Origin of the sequence: Mesorhizobium sp. ESP-6-4 (genome assembly GCF_020164735.1) — a bacterium.
GTDB lineage: Bacteria > Pseudomonadota > Alphaproteobacteria > Rhizobiales > Rhizobiaceae > Mesorhizobium.
This window is the reverse complement of the sequence record NZ_JAIUGS010000004.1, coordinates 284,169-299,329: the sequence shown is the minus strand read 5'-3', so window position 1 is coordinate 299,329 and position 15,161 is coordinate 284,169. Positions and strand designations below refer to the sequence as shown.

Annotated in this window: 13 protein-coding genes; 4 read left to right on the top strand and 9 right to left on the bottom strand. The window is 63.9% G+C overall.

Going from position 1 to position 15,161, the window contains the following annotated elements; translation table 11 throughout:
- The first annotated feature begins 9 nt into the window (after positions 1–9).
- On the top strand, positions 10–1,014 hold the full coding sequence (locus tag LB523_RS11025) for a hypothetical protein (protein WP_224602686.1): 1,005 nt from the start codon (positions 10–12) through the stop codon (positions 1,012–1,014).
- On the opposite strand, the gene LB523_RS11020 is transcribed toward LB523_RS11025, so the two are convergent.
- The 7 genes from LB523_RS11020 to LB523_RS10990 all read right to left on the bottom strand — a co-directional run bounded on the left by LB523_RS11020 (position 1,011) and on the right by LB523_RS10990 (position 6,198).
- The gene (locus LB523_RS11020; RefSeq protein ID WP_224602684.1) at positions 1,011–1,469 is read right to left on the bottom strand and encodes a GNAT family N-acetyltransferase; all 459 of its coding nucleotides are present in this window, start codon (positions 1,467–1,469) and stop codon (positions 1,011–1,013) included. The two genes, LB523_RS11025 and LB523_RS11020, sit on opposite strands and share 4 nt — an antisense overlap.
- A complete protein-coding gene (locus LB523_RS11015; protein ID WP_224602681.1) occupies positions 1,441–2,232 on the bottom strand; it encodes a molybdopterin-binding protein in 792 nt (263 codons plus the stop codon). Before LB523_RS11015 ends, LB523_RS11020 begins: the two co-directional genes overlap by 29 nt.
- Before the next feature lies 1 nt (position 2,233).
- The gene (locus LB523_RS11010) at positions 2,234–3,106 is read right to left on the bottom strand and encodes a cytochrome b/b6 domain-containing protein (protein ID WP_224602679.1); all 873 of its coding nucleotides are present in this window, start codon (positions 3,104–3,106) and stop codon (positions 2,234–2,236) included.
- Positions 3,107–3,204: 98 nt separating this feature from the next.
- Positions 3,205–3,876 carry a DUF1345 domain-containing protein gene (locus LB523_RS11005; RefSeq protein WP_224602678.1) on the bottom strand — a complete coding sequence of 224 codons (672 nt, stop codon included), beginning with the start codon at positions 3,874–3,876 and terminating at the stop codon, positions 3,205–3,207.
- A gap of 26 nt (positions 3,877–3,902) precedes the next feature.
- Positions 3,903–4,370 (bottom strand): YaiI/YqxD family protein, encoded by a 468-nt coding sequence (locus tag LB523_RS11000; protein ID WP_224602676.1) that lies wholly within the window; start codon positions 4,368–4,370, stop codon positions 3,903–3,905.
- Positions 4,371–4,435: 65 nt separating this feature from the next.
- Complete coding sequence (gfa, locus tag LB523_RS10995; RefSeq protein WP_224602674.1) at positions 4,436–5,005, bottom strand: S-(hydroxymethyl)glutathione synthase; 570 nt, start codon at positions 5,003–5,005, stop codon at positions 4,436–4,438.
- Between the two features lie 65 nt (positions 5,006–5,070).
- Positions 5,071–6,198 carry an S-(hydroxymethyl)glutathione dehydrogenase/class III alcohol dehydrogenase gene (locus tag LB523_RS10990; protein WP_224602673.1) on the bottom strand — a complete coding sequence of 376 codons (1,128 nt, stop codon included), beginning with the start codon at positions 6,196–6,198 and terminating at the stop codon, positions 5,071–5,073.
- A gap of 270 nt (positions 6,199–6,468) precedes the next feature.
- Here LB523_RS10990 and LB523_RS10985 point away from each other — a divergent pair, with 270 nt between their 5' ends.
- Complete coding sequence (locus LB523_RS10985; RefSeq protein ID WP_224602671.1) at positions 6,469–8,481, top strand: acetyl/propionyl/methylcrotonyl-CoA carboxylase subunit alpha; 2,013 nt, start codon at positions 6,469–6,471, stop codon at positions 8,479–8,481.
- 113 nt (positions 8,482–8,594) lie between these two features.
- Complete coding sequence (gene dnaE / locus LB523_RS10980) at positions 8,595–12,119, top strand: DNA polymerase III subunit alpha (RefSeq protein WP_224602670.1); 3,525 nt, start codon at positions 8,595–8,597, stop codon at positions 12,117–12,119.
- Between the two features lie 133 nt (positions 12,120–12,252).
- Here dnaE and LB523_RS10975 read toward each other — a convergent pair whose 3' ends face one another.
- Positions 12,253–13,140, bottom strand: coding sequence for a DMT family transporter (locus LB523_RS10975; RefSeq protein WP_224601598.1), 888 nt, complete (start codon positions 13,138–13,140; stop codon positions 12,253–12,255).
- 178 nt (positions 13,141–13,318) lie between these two features.
- On the opposite strand from LB523_RS10975, the gene LB523_RS10970 reads away from it, so the two are divergent.
- Positions 13,319–13,822, top strand: a complete 504-nt coding sequence (locus LB523_RS10970; protein WP_224601597.1) for a hypothetical protein — start codon at positions 13,319–13,321, stop codon at positions 13,820–13,822.
- A 4-nt stretch (positions 13,823–13,826) separates the two neighbouring features.
- On the opposite strand, the gene LB523_RS10965 is transcribed toward LB523_RS10970, so the two are convergent.
- The gene (locus LB523_RS10965) at positions 13,827–15,155 is read right to left on the bottom strand and encodes a DNA polymerase IV (protein WP_224602669.1); all 1,329 of its coding nucleotides are present in this window, start codon (positions 15,153–15,155) and stop codon (positions 13,827–13,829) included.
- Positions 15,156–15,161 lie beyond the last annotated feature (6 nt).

The window sequence follows — 15,161 nt, the reverse complement described above, 5'->3', positions numbered from 1 at the left end:
GGACGGCAAATGGGCGAATTGATCATGAGCGCTCCGGTGGCGGGGCTGATCTCGAAGAACAAGATCACGGCCGAAGACGTGACGATGCTGCGGCGCGAGGTCTTCGCCGACGGCGTGGTGAGTCGCGGCGAGGCGGAGGCGCTGTTCGCGCTCGACCAGACGGCGCGCGACAAGTGCGGCGAATGGGCGCCGTTCTTCGTCGAGGCGGTGACCGATTACATCGTCCACCAGGAAAAGCCGGAGGGCTATATCTCCGAGCAGAATGCCGACTGGCTGGTCCGAACCGTCTCGCGCGACGGCATAGTTGACGGCCGCACCGAGCTTGAACTGCTGGTGCATGTGCTGGAGGAAGCGAGGTCCTCGCCCAGCGAGCTCTCGGCCTATGCGCTGGAACAGGTCGCACATGCGGCAATCGACGGCAAGGGTCCGCTGATGCATGGCGGCAGCCTGGTTCCGGGCCATATCGCCAAGGCCGAGGTCGATCTGCTGCGGCGCATCCTCTATGCCTATAGCGGCGACGGCAACATCGCCATCAGCAAGGCCGAGGCGGAGGTCCTGTTCAGGATCAACGACCGGACCGCGGCAGCTGACAACGATCCGGCCTGGAGCGACCTCTTCGTCAAGGCGATCGCCAACCACGTCATGTGCTCGACCGGCTACGAGCCGCCGACGCGGGAAGTGGCGCTGCGCCACGAGAACTTCCTCGACGAGGCGGCGCCGACGCTTGGCGGCTTCTTCAGCCGGATGGTCTCGGGTGGTTTCGCGGCGATCCTCGAAGCCTATCATTCGCCCGGCGATATCGAGGCCGAATGGGAAGCCAGGAACCGGGCTGCTGAAGCGCTTGCTCGCCGCGCCGAGACGATCGACGCCAGCGAGGCCGAATGGCTTGCCGAGCGTGTCGGCGGCGGCCAGCGGCCGCTGCGCGACAACGAGCGCGCGCTGCTGACGCTGATCAAGCACGCGGCGCCGGAAATCCATCCGACGCTGAAACCGCTGCTTGAGAAAGTGGCTTAGGCGTTTCCTGCAATCGTCTTGCAAAGAATGATGTTAGAATGGCCTTCGGGCCATCCGGTCAATTCGGCTATGCGCTCGAAACCGGCCTTTTCGTAAAGGCCCGGCGCCTGGAAGTCATGGGTCGAAACCCATATCCGCAGCGAGCCGCGAGCGGCGGCTTCCGCGACGAAGGCATCGAGCAGCTTCCTGCCGAGGCCAAGGCCTCGATAGGCTTCGTCGACCCACATCAGCGTGAGCTCGGCAATGCCGGCCCAGGAATAGCCGGCGGCCGCCCCGACGGCGCGGCCTTGCTCATCGCGCAGCGCAAAGATGAGAGCACGGTCGTCGCCACGACCGGTCAGCCGCCGGTTGTCGTTGTCGAGACACTCCTCGATGGCACCAAGCTCGGCGGCCGCGAGACCATGCTCGGCCCGCAGGCGAGGGCCGTCAAATCCCGCCATACCAGTCGTAGCCATTGTCCTCCCAGTAGCCGCCGCGGCCGCCGCCGACATTGGCAAAACTGTCGACCAGCTCGATCTTGTAGATGTATTTCGGCATCTTGTAGCCGAGCTGGCGCTCGACCCGCACGCGCAGCGGCGCGCCGTTCTCGACCGGCAGGGGCTTGCCGTTCAGGCCGTAGGCAAGAATCGTCTGCGGGTGGCGGGCGTCGATCAGGTCGATGGTGCCGTAATATTTGATGTCGCCGGACAGGCTTTGCTCGATCGTGTCGAGGCAGTGGAACATGACATAGCGGGCCTGCGGCTTGACCACGGCCTGGTCCAGCACCAGCGACAGCGGCGTGCCGGTCCATTTGGCGATGCAACTCCAGCCTTCGACGCAGTCATGACGGGTGATCTGCGTGCGGCTCGGCATGTTCTGAAGCTGCTCGCGGGTCAGCGAAAGCGGCTTCTCTACAAGGCCTGAAACCTCGAGGCGCCAGTCGGCGAAATTGTTGGCAAGCAGGCCCTTGTAGGTGTCGTCGTCCGGCGCGGTAACGCCGTTCGGCCGTTGCGGCTGGCGGATATCGGCCTCGGTGAATTCCGGCGCCAGCGCGTCCCGGCCGGCAAGCAGGCGCTGCGCGCGCCAGGTCAGACTATTGGCGTTTTCGAGGAAGCTGCGCAGTCCGCCGCCGATGCCGAGGCCGCTGTCGAACGCATCGCAGCCGGACAGCGCGATGCCGGACAGGCCGAGGCTGGCGGAGGTGAGGAATTTGCGGCGGCTGATCTGGAATTTTGCCATGTCAGGCGCTCCTCTCGGTCGGCTCAACGTGCTTCGCAGGCGGGTCGGTGCGGTACCAGCCGGTGATGATAGAACGCAGCTCGTTGATCGGGCCGGCGGCGAGGATCATCAGGATGTGGACGATGAAGAAAAGCACGAGCAGCACCATGGCGGTGAAGTGGATGGTGCGCGCCGTCTGCCTGCCGCCGAGGATTTCGTTGAGCCAGGGCAGCACCGAATTCATGCTCGGCGACATTGCGAGGCCTGTGACGATCATCAGCGGCAAAAGCACGAAGAGCACGCCGCCATAGGCCAATTTCTGCAGCGTGTTGTATTCGCGCGTGTGGTGGAACTTCAGCTTCGCATGATCGACGATGTCGCGCGGCAGCTTGCGCAGGTCTGACACGCGAGGGGCAAGATCGCGACGGATATGGCCGTTGACCAGGCTGGCGATCAGCCAGATGAGCAGGGTCGTGGTCAGGATCCAGGCAAAAAAGAAGTGCACGACGCGGGCCGTGCCGAGGTCGTAATAGGACGGGATCGTGGCCCAGGAAGGGAAGGCGCGGGGCGTTTCTTGTCCCGGGGGACCCGACCAGCCGAGCACGCCGGTTGTGTCGAAGCGATGGCCGAAGATTTCAGTGAAGCCGCGCGGACCGTTGGCGGTGTTTTCGGCGCCGATCTGGAGGATCGTGTTGTTGAACTCGAAGCCGGACTGCTTGCCGACATAGAGCTGCGGCCGCGCGTTGAAGATCTGCAGGCCGGAAAGCAGCATGAAGAACAGCGAGAAAGCCCAAATCCAGTGGGTCAACCGCGTCCAGCGCGATTGCCGGTAGATGAGGGTCGTGTCCTTGCCGTCCGCCTCGGCGGCGGAATGGTTGTTGGCAACGGTGTCCATCTTGCCTCCGGCCGCCTCAAGCAAGCGGCTTCTCAGGTCATTGTCTCCCCCTCAATACGTCGCCGCACAAGGCAATGTTTCATGCGATCACGGATTTATTACGGAGAGCCCAGGCTGACCGCGAGATTGACTGCCGCCGCGACGATCACCGTGTTGAAGAAAAAGGTCAGGATCGAATGAACAAGCACGACCTGCCGCATTTGCGAGGTGGTGACGGCCGTGTCCGCCGTCTGCGCCGTCATGCCGATGACCGTCGCGAAATAGAGGAAATCCCAGCCTTCCGGCCTTTTGCCCCCCGGAAAATCGAGGCCGCCGACCGGCATCTTCTTGTGGGTTTTCTCGTCGATCCCGTCGCCATCCTTCCAATAGACGTGCGCGTAGTGCAGCGACGCCATAGCGTGGATTGTGAACCAGCCGAGCGGGATCGACAATATGGCGAAGGCGAGCTGCAGCGGATGCGCGGCATCCTTGCGGTTGATCAGCAGGAACAGCGAGACGATGGCCGCGCCGACGACAAAGAGGGTGACGGCAAAGATCAGCAGCACGGGCAGGTCGGTCGCGCGCGCATTCTTGCGGAGATAGCGGCCGGTAAGGCTCGGCATCAGGGTCAGCACCAGGGCGATATAGCTTGCAAAGAACACATTGGCGCCGATCGAGTAGGGGAGCGGCCAGCGCAGCAACAAGGCAAGCAGCAGTGCCACGATACCGATGGCCGCGGCGAGGGCGAACTGCATGTGCCGATGCATCGGCGTCTTGAGATCGTCACCCATGGCCCGAGGCCCTTGAAGACGTTGGATCAGTCCGGTGTGACGGATTTGAGCGCGCGCCGCAAGATGCGGTCGAGCTCGCCCAGAAACTGCGAACGGTCCTTCGGTGTGAAGGAGGCATTGAAGCCCCGGCTTTCGCCGGTCTCGCGCAGATGCTGCTTGAGATCGCGCATCGCCACCGCCATGCCGATGGTTTCCGGGGTGAAGGGGCGGCCGGTAGGGCCGAGCACATGCGCACCTAGCGCCACCGTGCGCGCGGCAAGCGGAATGTCGGCCGTTATCACGACGTCGTTGGCCCTGGCGTTCTCGGCGATCCAGTCGTCGGCCGCATCTGCGCCTTTGGAGACGACGACGTTGCGGATCATCGGATCGCGCGACGGCCGCAGGCCGCCATTGGAGACATAGGTGACGACGACGCCGTGGCGCTCCGCGACCCTCTCGACCTCGGCCTTGACCGGACAGGCATCCGCGTCGACATAAATGATGGGGGCAGGCAACCTTATCTCCAAATGTACGAAAGGGCCGACATAGGCCGGCCCCTTCGCATGAAATTTCGCAATTGTCAGGCCGCCAAGGCTCCGGACCTCTTGGCGGTCCAGGTGGCCATATAGTCCATCAGGCCGGGATTGAGGCAGTCATAGGGCTCAAGCCCGATCGACTTCAGCTGGCCTCGGATGCCGTCCATGCGGCTCGGGTCGACGCCGGATTCGATGATCGAGGAGACGAAGGCGGCGAAGCCCGGCGGCGACCAGCCATCCTCCTCGAAGCGCTCGGGATGGATGAAGGACAGGCCCTTGAAGGGATGGTCGCGCTCGACCGGGCCGTACATGTGGACGCCGCAGCCGGTGCAGGCATGGCGCTGGATCAGCGCCGCGGGATCGACCACCTTGAGCTTGTCGCCATTCTCGGTGACGGTGACATCGCCAGTGCCGGCGACGGCCACGACCGAGAAGATAGCGCCGTCCGGCTTCCAGCATTTGGTGCAGCCGCAGGCATGGTTGTGGGCGATCTGGCCCTTGACCTTCACCTTCACCGGATTGCTGGTGCAGGCGCAGACCAGCGTGCCGCCGGCAAAGCTCGCGCTCTCCCTCGGCAAGCCGTTGTCGATCTTCGGATGCAGTTTTTCAGGCATTGAGTCCTCCCTTGTTGAACCTGTGCAACTTCAGTCGCTGGCCATAGGTCGGCGGCTTGTTTTCCTCAGTAAACCACTACGCTGCGGATCGACTTGCCCTCGTGCATGAGGTCGAAGCCCTTGTTGATGTCCTCGAGCTTCAGCGTATGCGTGATCATCGGGTCGATCTGGATCTTTTTCTCCATGTACCAGTCGACGATCCTCGGCACGTCGGTGCGGCCGCGCGCGCCGCCGAAGGCGGTGCCCATCCAGGTGCGGCCGGTGACCAGCTGGAAAGGCCTGGTCGAGATCTCCTGGCCGGCGCCGGCGACGCCGATGATGACCGACTTGCCCCAGCCGCGATGCGAGGCTTCCAGGGCCTGGCGCATCACCTTGGTGTTGCCGGTGCAGTCGAAAGTGTAGTCGGCGCCGCCGATCTGGTCGGCGCCGCGCTTGGTCAGGTTGACCAGGTAAGGCACGATGTCGCCATCGATCTCCTTCGGATTGACGAAATGCGTCATGCCGAACTTCTCGCCCCAGGCCTTCTTGTCGTTGTTGACATCGACGCCGATGATCATGTCGGCGCCGGCAAGGCGAAGACCCTGGATGACATTCAAGCCAATGCCGCCGAGGCCGAAGACCACGGCGGTTGCGCCCTGCTCGACCTTGGCGGTGTTGATGACCGCGCCGATGCCGGTGGTGACCCCGCAGCCGATGTAGCAGATCTTGTCGAAGGGAGCGTCGGGATTGACCTTGGCCACCGCGATCTCGGGCAGCACGGTGAAGTTGGAGAAGGTCGAGCAGCCCATGTAATGAAACAGCTTGTCCTTGCCCATCGAGAAGCGCGAGGTGCCGTCGGGCATCAGGCCCTGTCCCTGCGTGCCGCGGATGGCGGTGCAGAGGTTTGTCTTCCGCGACAGACACGACGGGCACTGCCGGCATTCGGGCGTGTAGAGCGGGATGACATGGTCGCCCTTCTTGACCGAGGTCACGCCCTTGCCGACATCGACGACCACGCCGGCGCCCTCATGGCCGAGGATGGCCGGAAACAGCCCTTCCGGATCGGCGCCCGACAGCGTGAACTCGTCGGTATGGCAGATGCCGGTCGCCTTGACCTCGACCAGCACTTCGCCTTCGCGCGGCCCCTCGAGGTCGACCTCCATGATCTCCAGCGGCTTTCCGGCGGCGACGGCGACTGCGGCACGCGTTTTCATCAGGCGTTTCCTCCCAAGGCAATCAGTAAGTTTCAGGTTACGGCAGGCCGTCGTTCCCGCCTGGCGGGACGAAATCTCTGCCCGCCGTTTGTTTCTCCGAGCCCATCGACCACCTTATCGCTTTCCTTGCTGGCGGCCAACTTCCCTTGCGACGTTTTTCGCCGCGGCAGTCGCAATTCGAGCAAGTCGGATGCGCACCGGGCCGACCCCTTGAGGCGCACCGGAATTGTCCATAGAACTGGACCGCTTCGCCGGAGGAACGACATCCGAATGTTCAAGAAGATCCTGATCGCCAATCGCGGCGAGATCGCCTGCCGCGTGATCAAGACGGCGCGCAAGATGGGGATTGCCACCGTCGCGGTCTATTCGGATGCCGACCGCGATGCCGTGCATGTCGAGATGGCCGACGAAGCGGTGCATATCGGACCTTCGCCGGCGGCACAGAGTTATCTGTTGCCTGAGAAGATCGTCGCCGCCTGCAAGGAGACCGGCGCCGAAGCCGTGCATCCGGGCTATGGCTTCCTCTCGGAGCGCGCCTCTTTCTGCGAGGCGCTGGAGAAGGAAGATATCGTCTTCATTGGGCCGAAGCCCAAGGCCATCAAGGCCATGGGCGACAAGATCGAATCGAAGAAGTTCGCCAGCCAGGCCAAGGTCTCGACCGTGCCCGGATGGCTCGGCGTCATCGAAGACGCCGACCATGCCGAAAGGATCGCCGGCGAGATCGGCTATCCGGTCATGATCAAGGCCTCGGCCGGCGGCGGCGGCAAGGGCATGCGCATTGCCTGGAGCAAATCGGAGGTGCGCGACGGCTTCGAGCGTGCCCGTTCGGAAGCGAAAAGCTCCTTCGGCGACGACCGCGTCTTCATCGAAAAGTTCGTTGTCGATCCCCGCCACATCGAAATCCAGGTGCTGGCCGACGCGCATGGCACGGCAGTCTATCTCGGCGAGCGCGAATGCTCGATCCAGCGCCGCAACCAGAAGGTGGTCGAGGAGGCGCCGTCGCCGTTCCTCGACGCCAAGACCAGAAAGGCAATGGGCGAGCAGGCCGTGGCGCTGGCGAAGGCCGTCGACTACCAGAGCGCCGGCACCGTCGAGTTCATCGTCGACAAGGACAAGAACTTCTATTTCCTTGAAATGAATACGCGATTGCAGGTCGAGCACCCGGTGACCGAACTGGTCACCGGCATCGACCTGGTCGAGCAGATGATCCGCGTCGCCGCCGGCGAGAAGCTCGGCATCAGGCAGAGCGATGTGAAGGTGAACGGCTGGGCGGTGGAAAGCCGCCTTTACGCCGAGGATCCCTTCCGCAACTTCCTGCCGTCGATCGGTCGGCTGACGCGCTATCGGCCGCCCGAGGAGGGTACGTTCGGCGGCACCGTCATCCGCAACGACACCGGCGTCACTGAAGGGTCCGAGATCTCGATGTTCTATGACCCGATGGTGGCCAAGCTCTGCACCTGGGCGCCGACAAGGCTGGAAGCCATCGACGCCATGTCAGAGGCGTTGGACAGGTTCATCGTCGACGGCATCGAGCATAACATCCCGTTCCTTTCGGCGCTGATGCAGCATCCGCGCTGGCGCGAGGGGCGGCTGTCGACAGGCTTCATCGCCGAGGAATATCCGGACGGTTTTTCGCCGGTCGCGCCGGATGACGAGGAGAGGGCGGTATTCGCCGCCGTCGCAACGGCGATCGAACTGCTGCGCCGCGACCGGCTCGACCGCCTCAGCGGCCGGCTGGCGCCGCATTCCGGACATCTCAAGCGCGATTGGGTGGTAAAGATCGGCGCTGACTATCTGCCGGTCGAGATCGTCGACGGCATGATTTCCATCCCGATGGAGGTCGATTTGTCGATCGACGGCGGCAAGCCGCTGACCGTCGCCTCGGACTGGCGGCCGGGTGACGCGATCTGGCAGGGCACGGTCGGCGCCGACAAGATCGCGGCGCAGATCCGTCCGACGCTGAACGGTTTGCGCATCGCCTGGAAAGGCATGTCGGTGACGGCGCGCGCCATGCTGCCGCGCATCGCGGAACTCGAAAAGCTGATGCCGGAGAAGCTGCCGCCCGACACCTCGAAGATGCTGCTTTGCCCGATGCCGGGTCTCGTCGTCTCGATCGCCGTGGCGGAGGGGCAGGAGGTCAAGGCCGGCGAGACGCTGGCCGTGGTCGAGGCGATGAAGATGGAAAACGTGCTGCGCGCCGAACGCGACCTCACGATAGCCAAGCTCAACGCCAAGCCCGGCGACAGCCTGGCGGTCGATGCGGTGATCATGGAGTTTGCCTGAGAAAGGGCGGTGCGGGACGCAAGCCTGTGTCGCGGTCGATTGTGCTGGACTGGCATGGCCCCGTCCGGGACAATACATCTGCACCGATGAGTCTTCGCACAGCGTGAAAAAACATGGCGGATGAACGACTTCCACGCGATCCTTTGCAGCGCGAAGCGGCAGTGAAGGCCAGCCGGCCCGAAACGCCGGCGCGTAGGTTCATCCATCTGCGCGTGCATTCGGCATATTCGCTGCTCGAGGGCGCCTTGCAGCTTGGCGCGATCGTCGGCCATGCCGTCAAGGACGAGGCGCCGGCGATCGCCGTCACCGACACCAACAATCTGTTCGGCGCGCTGGAATTCGCCCAGAAGGCGGTCAAGGAAGGTATCCAGCCGATCATCGGCTGCCAGATCGATCTGGCCTTTTCCGGCGAGGTGAGCGACGGCCAGCGCGACCGCCGCCGCCACGGCCCGGACATGTCGCCGGTCGTTCTGATCGCCGCCAGTGAGGACGGCTACAGCAATCTCGTGCGGCTGATCAGCAAGGTCTATCTGGAGACGCCGCCAGGCGAGCCGGTGCATCTGACCAGCGCTATGCTGGAAGATCAGTGCGACGGGCTGATCTGTCTGACCGGTGGGCCGCGCGGTCCGATCGGCAGTGCGCTCAAAGCGGACCGGCGCGACCTCGCCGAACAGCGGTTGCTGTTCCTCAAAGGCCTGTTCGGCGACAGGCTTTATGTCGAGCTGGAGCGGGTCGCCGGCTACGACCGCATGGTCGAGAAATCGACCGTCGACCTTGCCTATACGCATGACCTGCCCCTGGTCGCAACCAACGAGGCCTTCTTCTCCAAACGCGAGGATTACGAGGCGCATGACGCGCTGATTGCGATAGCCGAAGGCTCGGTGGTTGCCGCCGACAACCGCCGGCGGCTTTCGCCTGACAATTTCCTGCGCGGGCAGGCAGAGATGGCGCGCCTCTTTTCCGACTTGCCCGAAGCGATCGACAACACGGTCGAGATCGCAATGCGCTGCTCCTACTATCCGAAGACCCGCAGCCCGATCCTGCCGCGCTTTACCGGCGCCGATGCCGCCGACAAGGACGCAGCCGAGAAGGCGGAGGCGGCCGAGCTTGCCCGGCAGGCGCGCGAAGGTCTGGAGGCGCGGCTGGCCGCGCACGGGCCGACGCCCGGCTACACGGTCGAGCAATATCGCGAGCGGCTCGAATTCGAGCTCGGCATCATCGAGAAGATGAAGTTCCCGGGTTACTTCCTGATCGTTGCCGACTTCATCAAATGGGCGAAGGCGCAAGGCATTCCCGTCGGGCCGGGGCGCGGTTCGGGCGCCGGCTCGCTGGTCGCCTATTCGACCACCATCACCGACATCGACCCGCTGCGTTTCTCGCTGCTGTTCGAGCGCTTCCTCAATCCGGACCGGGTGTCGATGCCGGACTTCGACATCGACTTCTGCCAGGACCGGCGCGAGGAAGTCATCCGCTACGTCCAGCAGAAATACGGCCGCGACCAGGTCGGGCAGATCATCACCTTCGGAACGCTGCAGGCGCGCGCGGTGCTGCGCGATGTCGGCCGCGTGCTGCAGATGCCTTACGGTCAGGTCGACAAGCTCTCCAAGATGGTGCCGCAGAACCCGGCCAATCCGGTCAAGCTGGCGGACGCCATCGCCAACGAGCCGCGCTTCGCCGAGGAGGCGGAGAAGGAGCCGATCGTGCAGACGCTGCTCGACACGGCGCAGAAGCTCGAAGGCCTCTACCGTCATGCTTCGACGCATGCCGCGGGCATTGTCATCGGCGACCGTCCGCTGTCCGAGCTGGTGCCGATGTACCGCGATCCGCGCTCGGACATGCCGGTCACCCAGTTCAACATGAAATATGTCGAGCAGGCGGGGCTGGTGAAGTTCGACTTCCTCGGCCTGAAGACGCTGACGGTGCTGGAAACGGCAGTAAAGCTGATACGGCGGCGTGGCGTCGACATCGATCTCGCCAAGATACCGCTCGACGACCCCGACACCTACGCGATGCTGTCGCGCGGCGAGGTGGTCGGCGTGTTCCAGGTTGAAAGTGCCGGCATGCGCAAGGCGCTGATCGGCATGCGGCCGGACTGCATCGAGGACATCATCGCGCTGGTGGCGCTCTATCGCCCCGGCCCGATGGAGAATATCCCGACCTACAACGCCAGAAAGCATGGCGAGGAGGAGATGGCCTCGATCCATCCCAAGATCGATCATCTGGTGAAGGAGACGCAAGGCGTCATCGTCTACCAGGAACAGGTGATGCAGATCGCGCAGGAGCTGTCCGGCTATTCGCTCGGCGAAGCCGACCTTCTGCGCCGCGCCATGGGCAAAAAGATCCGCGCCGAGATGGACAAGCAGCGCGAGCGCTTCGTCACGGGCGCGGTCGAGCGCGGCGTCTCAAAGCCGCAGGCCGACTTCATCTTCGACCTCTTGGCCAAGTTCGCCGACTATGGCTTCAACAAATCGCATGCGGCGGCTTACGCCGTCGTTTCCTATCAGACCGCGTATCTCAAGGCGCATTACCCGGTCGAGTTCCTGGCGGCGTCGATGACGCTCGACATGAGCAATACCGACAAGCTGGCCGATTTCCGCCAGGATGCCATGCGGCTCGGCATCGAGGTGGTGCCGCCGTCGGTGATGTCGAGCTTCCGTCCCTTCGAGGTCGGCGAGAACAAGATCTTCTATTCGCTGGCGGCGCTGAAAGGCGTCGGCGACGCGGCGGTCGAGCACATCGTCGAGAAACGCGGCGAGAAGCCGTTCAAGAACCTTGCCGATTTCTGCGAGCGGGTCGATCCCAAGATCGTCGGCAAGCGCGTCTTCGAAAGCCTGATCATGGCGGGCGCGCTGGATTGCTTCGGCCACGACCGCGCGCAGATGATGGCCGGCGTCGAGCGGATGATGGGCCTTGCCTCGTTGGCGCAACAAAACGCCATCTCCGGCCAGGCCGACATTTTCGGCGCTTCGCTTGGGAGCCAGTCGCAGGCTCTCAACCTGCCGGCGACCGATCCGTGGCTTGCTGCCGACAAGCTGCACCGTGAATTCCAGATCGTCGGCTTCTATCTTTCAGCGCATCCGCTCGATGAGTACAAGTCCGCGCTGCAGAAGATGCGGGTGCAGAACTGGGCGGAATTTTCGGCTGCGGTCAAACGCGGCGCCGCCGCCGGGCGCCTCGCCGGTACGGTCACCTCCAAGCAGGAGCGCAAGACCCGCACGGGTAACAAGATGGGCGTGGTGCAGTTTTCCGACACGACGGGACAGTATGAGGCCGTACTGTTTTCCGAAGGCCTGGCGCAGTATCGCGACATGCTGGAGCCCGGCAGTTCGGTGGTGATCATGGTTGCGGCCGAAGACAGGCCTGAGGGTGTGAACCTGCGCATCAACTCGGTGCAATCACTGGACGATGAAGCCAGCCGCATCCAGAAAGCGCTGCGCATATTTGTCAGGGATGATGGACCATCGTCGATCATTCAATCGCAGCTCAAACAGCGTGGCGACAGTCAAGTCAGCATCATCGTTCTCAAGGGAGAGGCGCAGGGCGAGATTGAGATCGGCCTGGGTAATTATCGCGTCTCGCCGCAGATCGCCTCCGCCATGCGCGCGGTGCAGGGCGTGGTGGACGTGGAGCTGGTCTAGGTTGTGTTGATATTCAGGTAATGCCAGCCTGCAAATGCTGGTTTTCTGCGCTTCCGGTGCTCACGGACCCGAATGTCCGCTCCGCTCCGGTTCTCGAAAGCTTGGCCTGACCTGAATCTCAACACACCCGAGCTCAGGGCGTTGCCGCCTCCGCCTCTGCCACCCGCGGCGTCTTCTTCTGCAGGTTGAGCAAATTGCCGGCGAGAATCAGAGCCGCGCCACCGGCGGTGAAGACGTCGATCTGCTCATGGTAGAGCAGCCAGCCGACCAGCGCCGTCAGCGGCACGCGCAGGAAGTCCATCGGCGAGATGATCGTGGCATCGGCATGGACGAGCGCGCGGGCCAGGCAGAAATGCGACGACATGCCGGTGAAGGCGATGACGAAGATCCATGGCCAGAGCCCTGGCGAAGGGTTGTGCCAGCTGTAGAGAGCCGGGATCAGGCCAACTGCCGACTGGATGATCAGCATCCAGAAGATGATGCGCACCACGCTTTCGGTTTTGGTCATCGACTTGACCAGCACCATCGAGATGCCGAAGCAGACCGCGGCGCCCAGGACGACGAGGTGGCCGGGATCCATCGAGCCGGCGCTGGGGCGCACGATGACGAGCACGCCGATCAGGCCAAGCACGATCGCCGTGAGCTTCGACCGGGACAGTCTTTCCCCCAGAAAGCTGACCGCCAGGATCGCCGTCCAGATCGGCGTGGTGAACTCGATCGAGATCAGCACAGCGAGCGGAATGAGCGTCAGCGCGTAGAGCCAGGCGGCCTGGCCGGTATAGTGGATCATGTTGCGGGCGATATGGGCGAACGGGCGCTCACTGCGCATCGCGGCAAAACCGCCGCTCATCATCACCAGCGGCAAAAGGATGAAGAAACCGATCACCGAGCGCAGCTCCAGCACCTGGAAGACGTTGAGCTCGGCCGTCGTCTCGCGGCCGGCAACCGACATCGCCAGCATCGAGGCGATTGACAGAGCCATCCAGAACGCGGCTTTTGGGATCGAGGGAGCGGGCGCCATTTGAGCCCTATGTCGCAAGCCCGGACCCGGGCCGCAACCGTTAGTAGCGTCATTCCACTGGGCCAGCGGAGCGGGCGTCAAAAAACCGTCATCGCGGCGGCGGAACCTGGCGCCTGGGCATCCGTTAAGTCCACGCCTTCCATCGGAGGGCGCATGATCGCGAGAGGGAAACGTCTTGATGAAATCGACCGCCGCTTTGCTGGCCGCCGCCTGTCTTTTCTGCGCGACGGGCGCGCATGCCGACGAGGCGGCCTTCCTGCGATCGCTGCAGGGGAAGTTCGCCGGCAAGGGGACGGTCAGGATCAGAACGAACACGCCGGTGATGAACATCAACTGCAACTTCACTTCGGACGCGACGGCGGACTCGCTCTCGCTTGACGGCACCTGTCGTACGTTGTTGATCATGTCGCGGGAAATCCGCGCCGACCTGAAGGTCGACGGGGCGAGCTACACTGGCACTTACATAGGTTCGCGCAGCGGACCTGCCGGGCTCAGCGGAAGCCGCAAGGGCGACGCAATCAACCTCGACATCCACTGGGCGAAAGTCGTCAATGGCGACCGCAATGCGGAGCTGACCGTAGAAAAGATCGGGCCGGACAATATGCGCATGACGGTGACCGACATGGATCCGGCAACCGGCAAGATGGTGGTGACGAGCCGGATCGACCTCAAGCGCACCTGACCCTTCAATCTTCCAGCGGCTCGGGCGGATTGGCGGCGCCCCCCTTGCCGAATGTATAGCCGGTCTCGACGGCTTTCCTGCCGAACTTGTCGCGCAGCGTGTCCATCGCGCCTTCGGCAAGCGCGCGCTTGCGCGACTGCACGTCGACCAGATCCGGCGGATCGGCCTTTTGGTCGTCGGAGAGGTCGCTGACGCCGATTCCGAGCAGGCGGAATTTTGTGCCGTCGGCCTCGCGGCGCAACAGGTCGAGCCCGGTCTGGAAAATGCGGTCGGCCAGGCGCGTCGGGTCGCCGAGCTGGCGGTTACGGGTGCGGGTCTTGAAATCCTGCGTCTTCAGCTTCAGCACCACGGTGCGGCCGGCGATGCCGGATTTTTTCAGCCGGGCCGAGACCTTTTCCGACAGCCCGCGCAGCACCGGCACCAGCTCCGCCAGGGCTCCGATGTCGTTGTCGAAGGTGGTTTCGGCCGAGACGCTCTTGGCATCGCCGTCCGGATCGACCGGGCGGTCGTCCTCGCCTCGCGACAGGCGGTAGAGCCGGTCGCCCATCACGCCATAGCGGCGCATCAGGTCGCCGCGCTCCATGCGCTGCAGCTGCCCGATCATGCGGATGCCGTCGCGCTCCAGCGTCGCGGCCAGCGCCTTGCCGACACCCCAGATCATCGTCACCGGCTGCGCGGCGAGGAAGCTTGGCGCCTCGGCTTCGCCGATCACGGAAAAGCCGCGCGGCTTGCGGAAGTCCGAGGCAATTTTCGCCAGGAACTTGCAGTAGGAGAGGCCGGCCGAAACGGTGATGCCGAGCTCCTTTTCCACCGTCTGCGCAAAGCGCCCAAGCACCAGCGCCGGCGGCATGCCGTGCAGCCGCTCGGTACCGGCGAGGTCGAGAAAGGCCTCGTCGATCGACAGCGGCTCGACCTGCGGCGTCAGCGCCTGCATCAACGCGCGCACCTGGCGGCCGACACCGACATATTTTTCCATGTCGGGCGGGATCACCACCGCTTCGGGGCACAGTTCGAGCGCCTTGAACATCGGCATGGCCGAGCGGACGCCCTGGATGCGGGCGATATAGCAGGCGGTGGAAACGACGCCGCGCCGGCCGCCGCCGATGATGACAGGCCTGTCCTTCAGCGCGGGATTGTCACGCTTCTCGACCGCCGCGTAGAAGGCGTCGCAATCGATATGGGCGATCCGCAGCCGGTAGAGCTCGGCGTGACGGACAAGGCGCGGGCTGCCGCAGCGATCGCAGCGACGCGTCTCGCCGCGCTGGAGCGCCAGGCAGTCACGGCAAAAACCGTGTTCGGGATTGTTGACAGGAGCCGCCATCGCTGCGAACATAAAGAG

Bases quoted from the DNA above. Each gene is read 5' to 3' on its own strand.
- LB523_RS10990 (WP_224602673.1), bottom strand. From the start codon at position 6,198: ATGAAAACGCGTGCCGCAGTCGCCGTCGCCGCCGGAAAGCCGCTGGAG.
- LB523_RS11020 (WP_224602684.1), bottom strand. From the start codon at position 1,469: ATGGCTACGACTGGTATGGCGGGATTTGACGGCCCTCGCCTGCGGGCC.
- LB523_RS10975 (WP_224601598.1), bottom strand. From the start codon at position 13,140: ATGGCGCCCGCTCCCTCGATCCCAAAAGCCGCGTTCTGGATGGCTCTG.
- LB523_RS10985 (WP_224602671.1), top strand. From the start codon at position 6,469: ATGTTCAAGAAGATCCTGATCGCCAATCGCGGCGAGATCGCCTGCCGC.
- dnaE (WP_224602670.1), top strand. From the start codon at position 8,595: ATGGCGGATGAACGACTTCCACGCGATCCTTTGCAGCGCGAAGCGGCA.
- LB523_RS10970 (WP_224601597.1), top strand. From the start codon at position 13,319: ATGAAATCGACCGCCGCTTTGCTGGCCGCCGCCTGTCTTTTCTGCGCG.
- gfa (WP_224602674.1), bottom strand. From the start codon at position 5,005: ATGCCTGAAAAACTGCATCCGAAGATCGACAACGGCTTGCCGAGGGAG.
- LB523_RS11025 (WP_224602686.1), top strand. From the start codon at position 10: ATGGGCGAATTGATCATGAGCGCTCCGGTGGCGGGGCTGATCTCGAAG.
- LB523_RS11005 (WP_224602678.1), bottom strand. From the start codon at position 3,876: ATGGGTGACGATCTCAAGACGCCGATGCATCGGCACATGCAGTTCGCC.
- LB523_RS11010 (WP_224602679.1), bottom strand. From the start codon at position 3,106: ATGGACACCGTTGCCAACAACCATTCCGCCGCCGAGGCGGACGGCAAG.
- LB523_RS11015 (WP_224602681.1), bottom strand. From the start codon at position 2,232: ATGGCAAAATTCCAGATCAGCCGCCGCAAATTCCTCACCTCCGCCAGC.
- LB523_RS10965 (WP_224602669.1), bottom strand. From the start codon at position 15,155: ATGTTCGCAGCGATGGCGGCTCCTGTCAACAATCCCGAACACGGTTTT.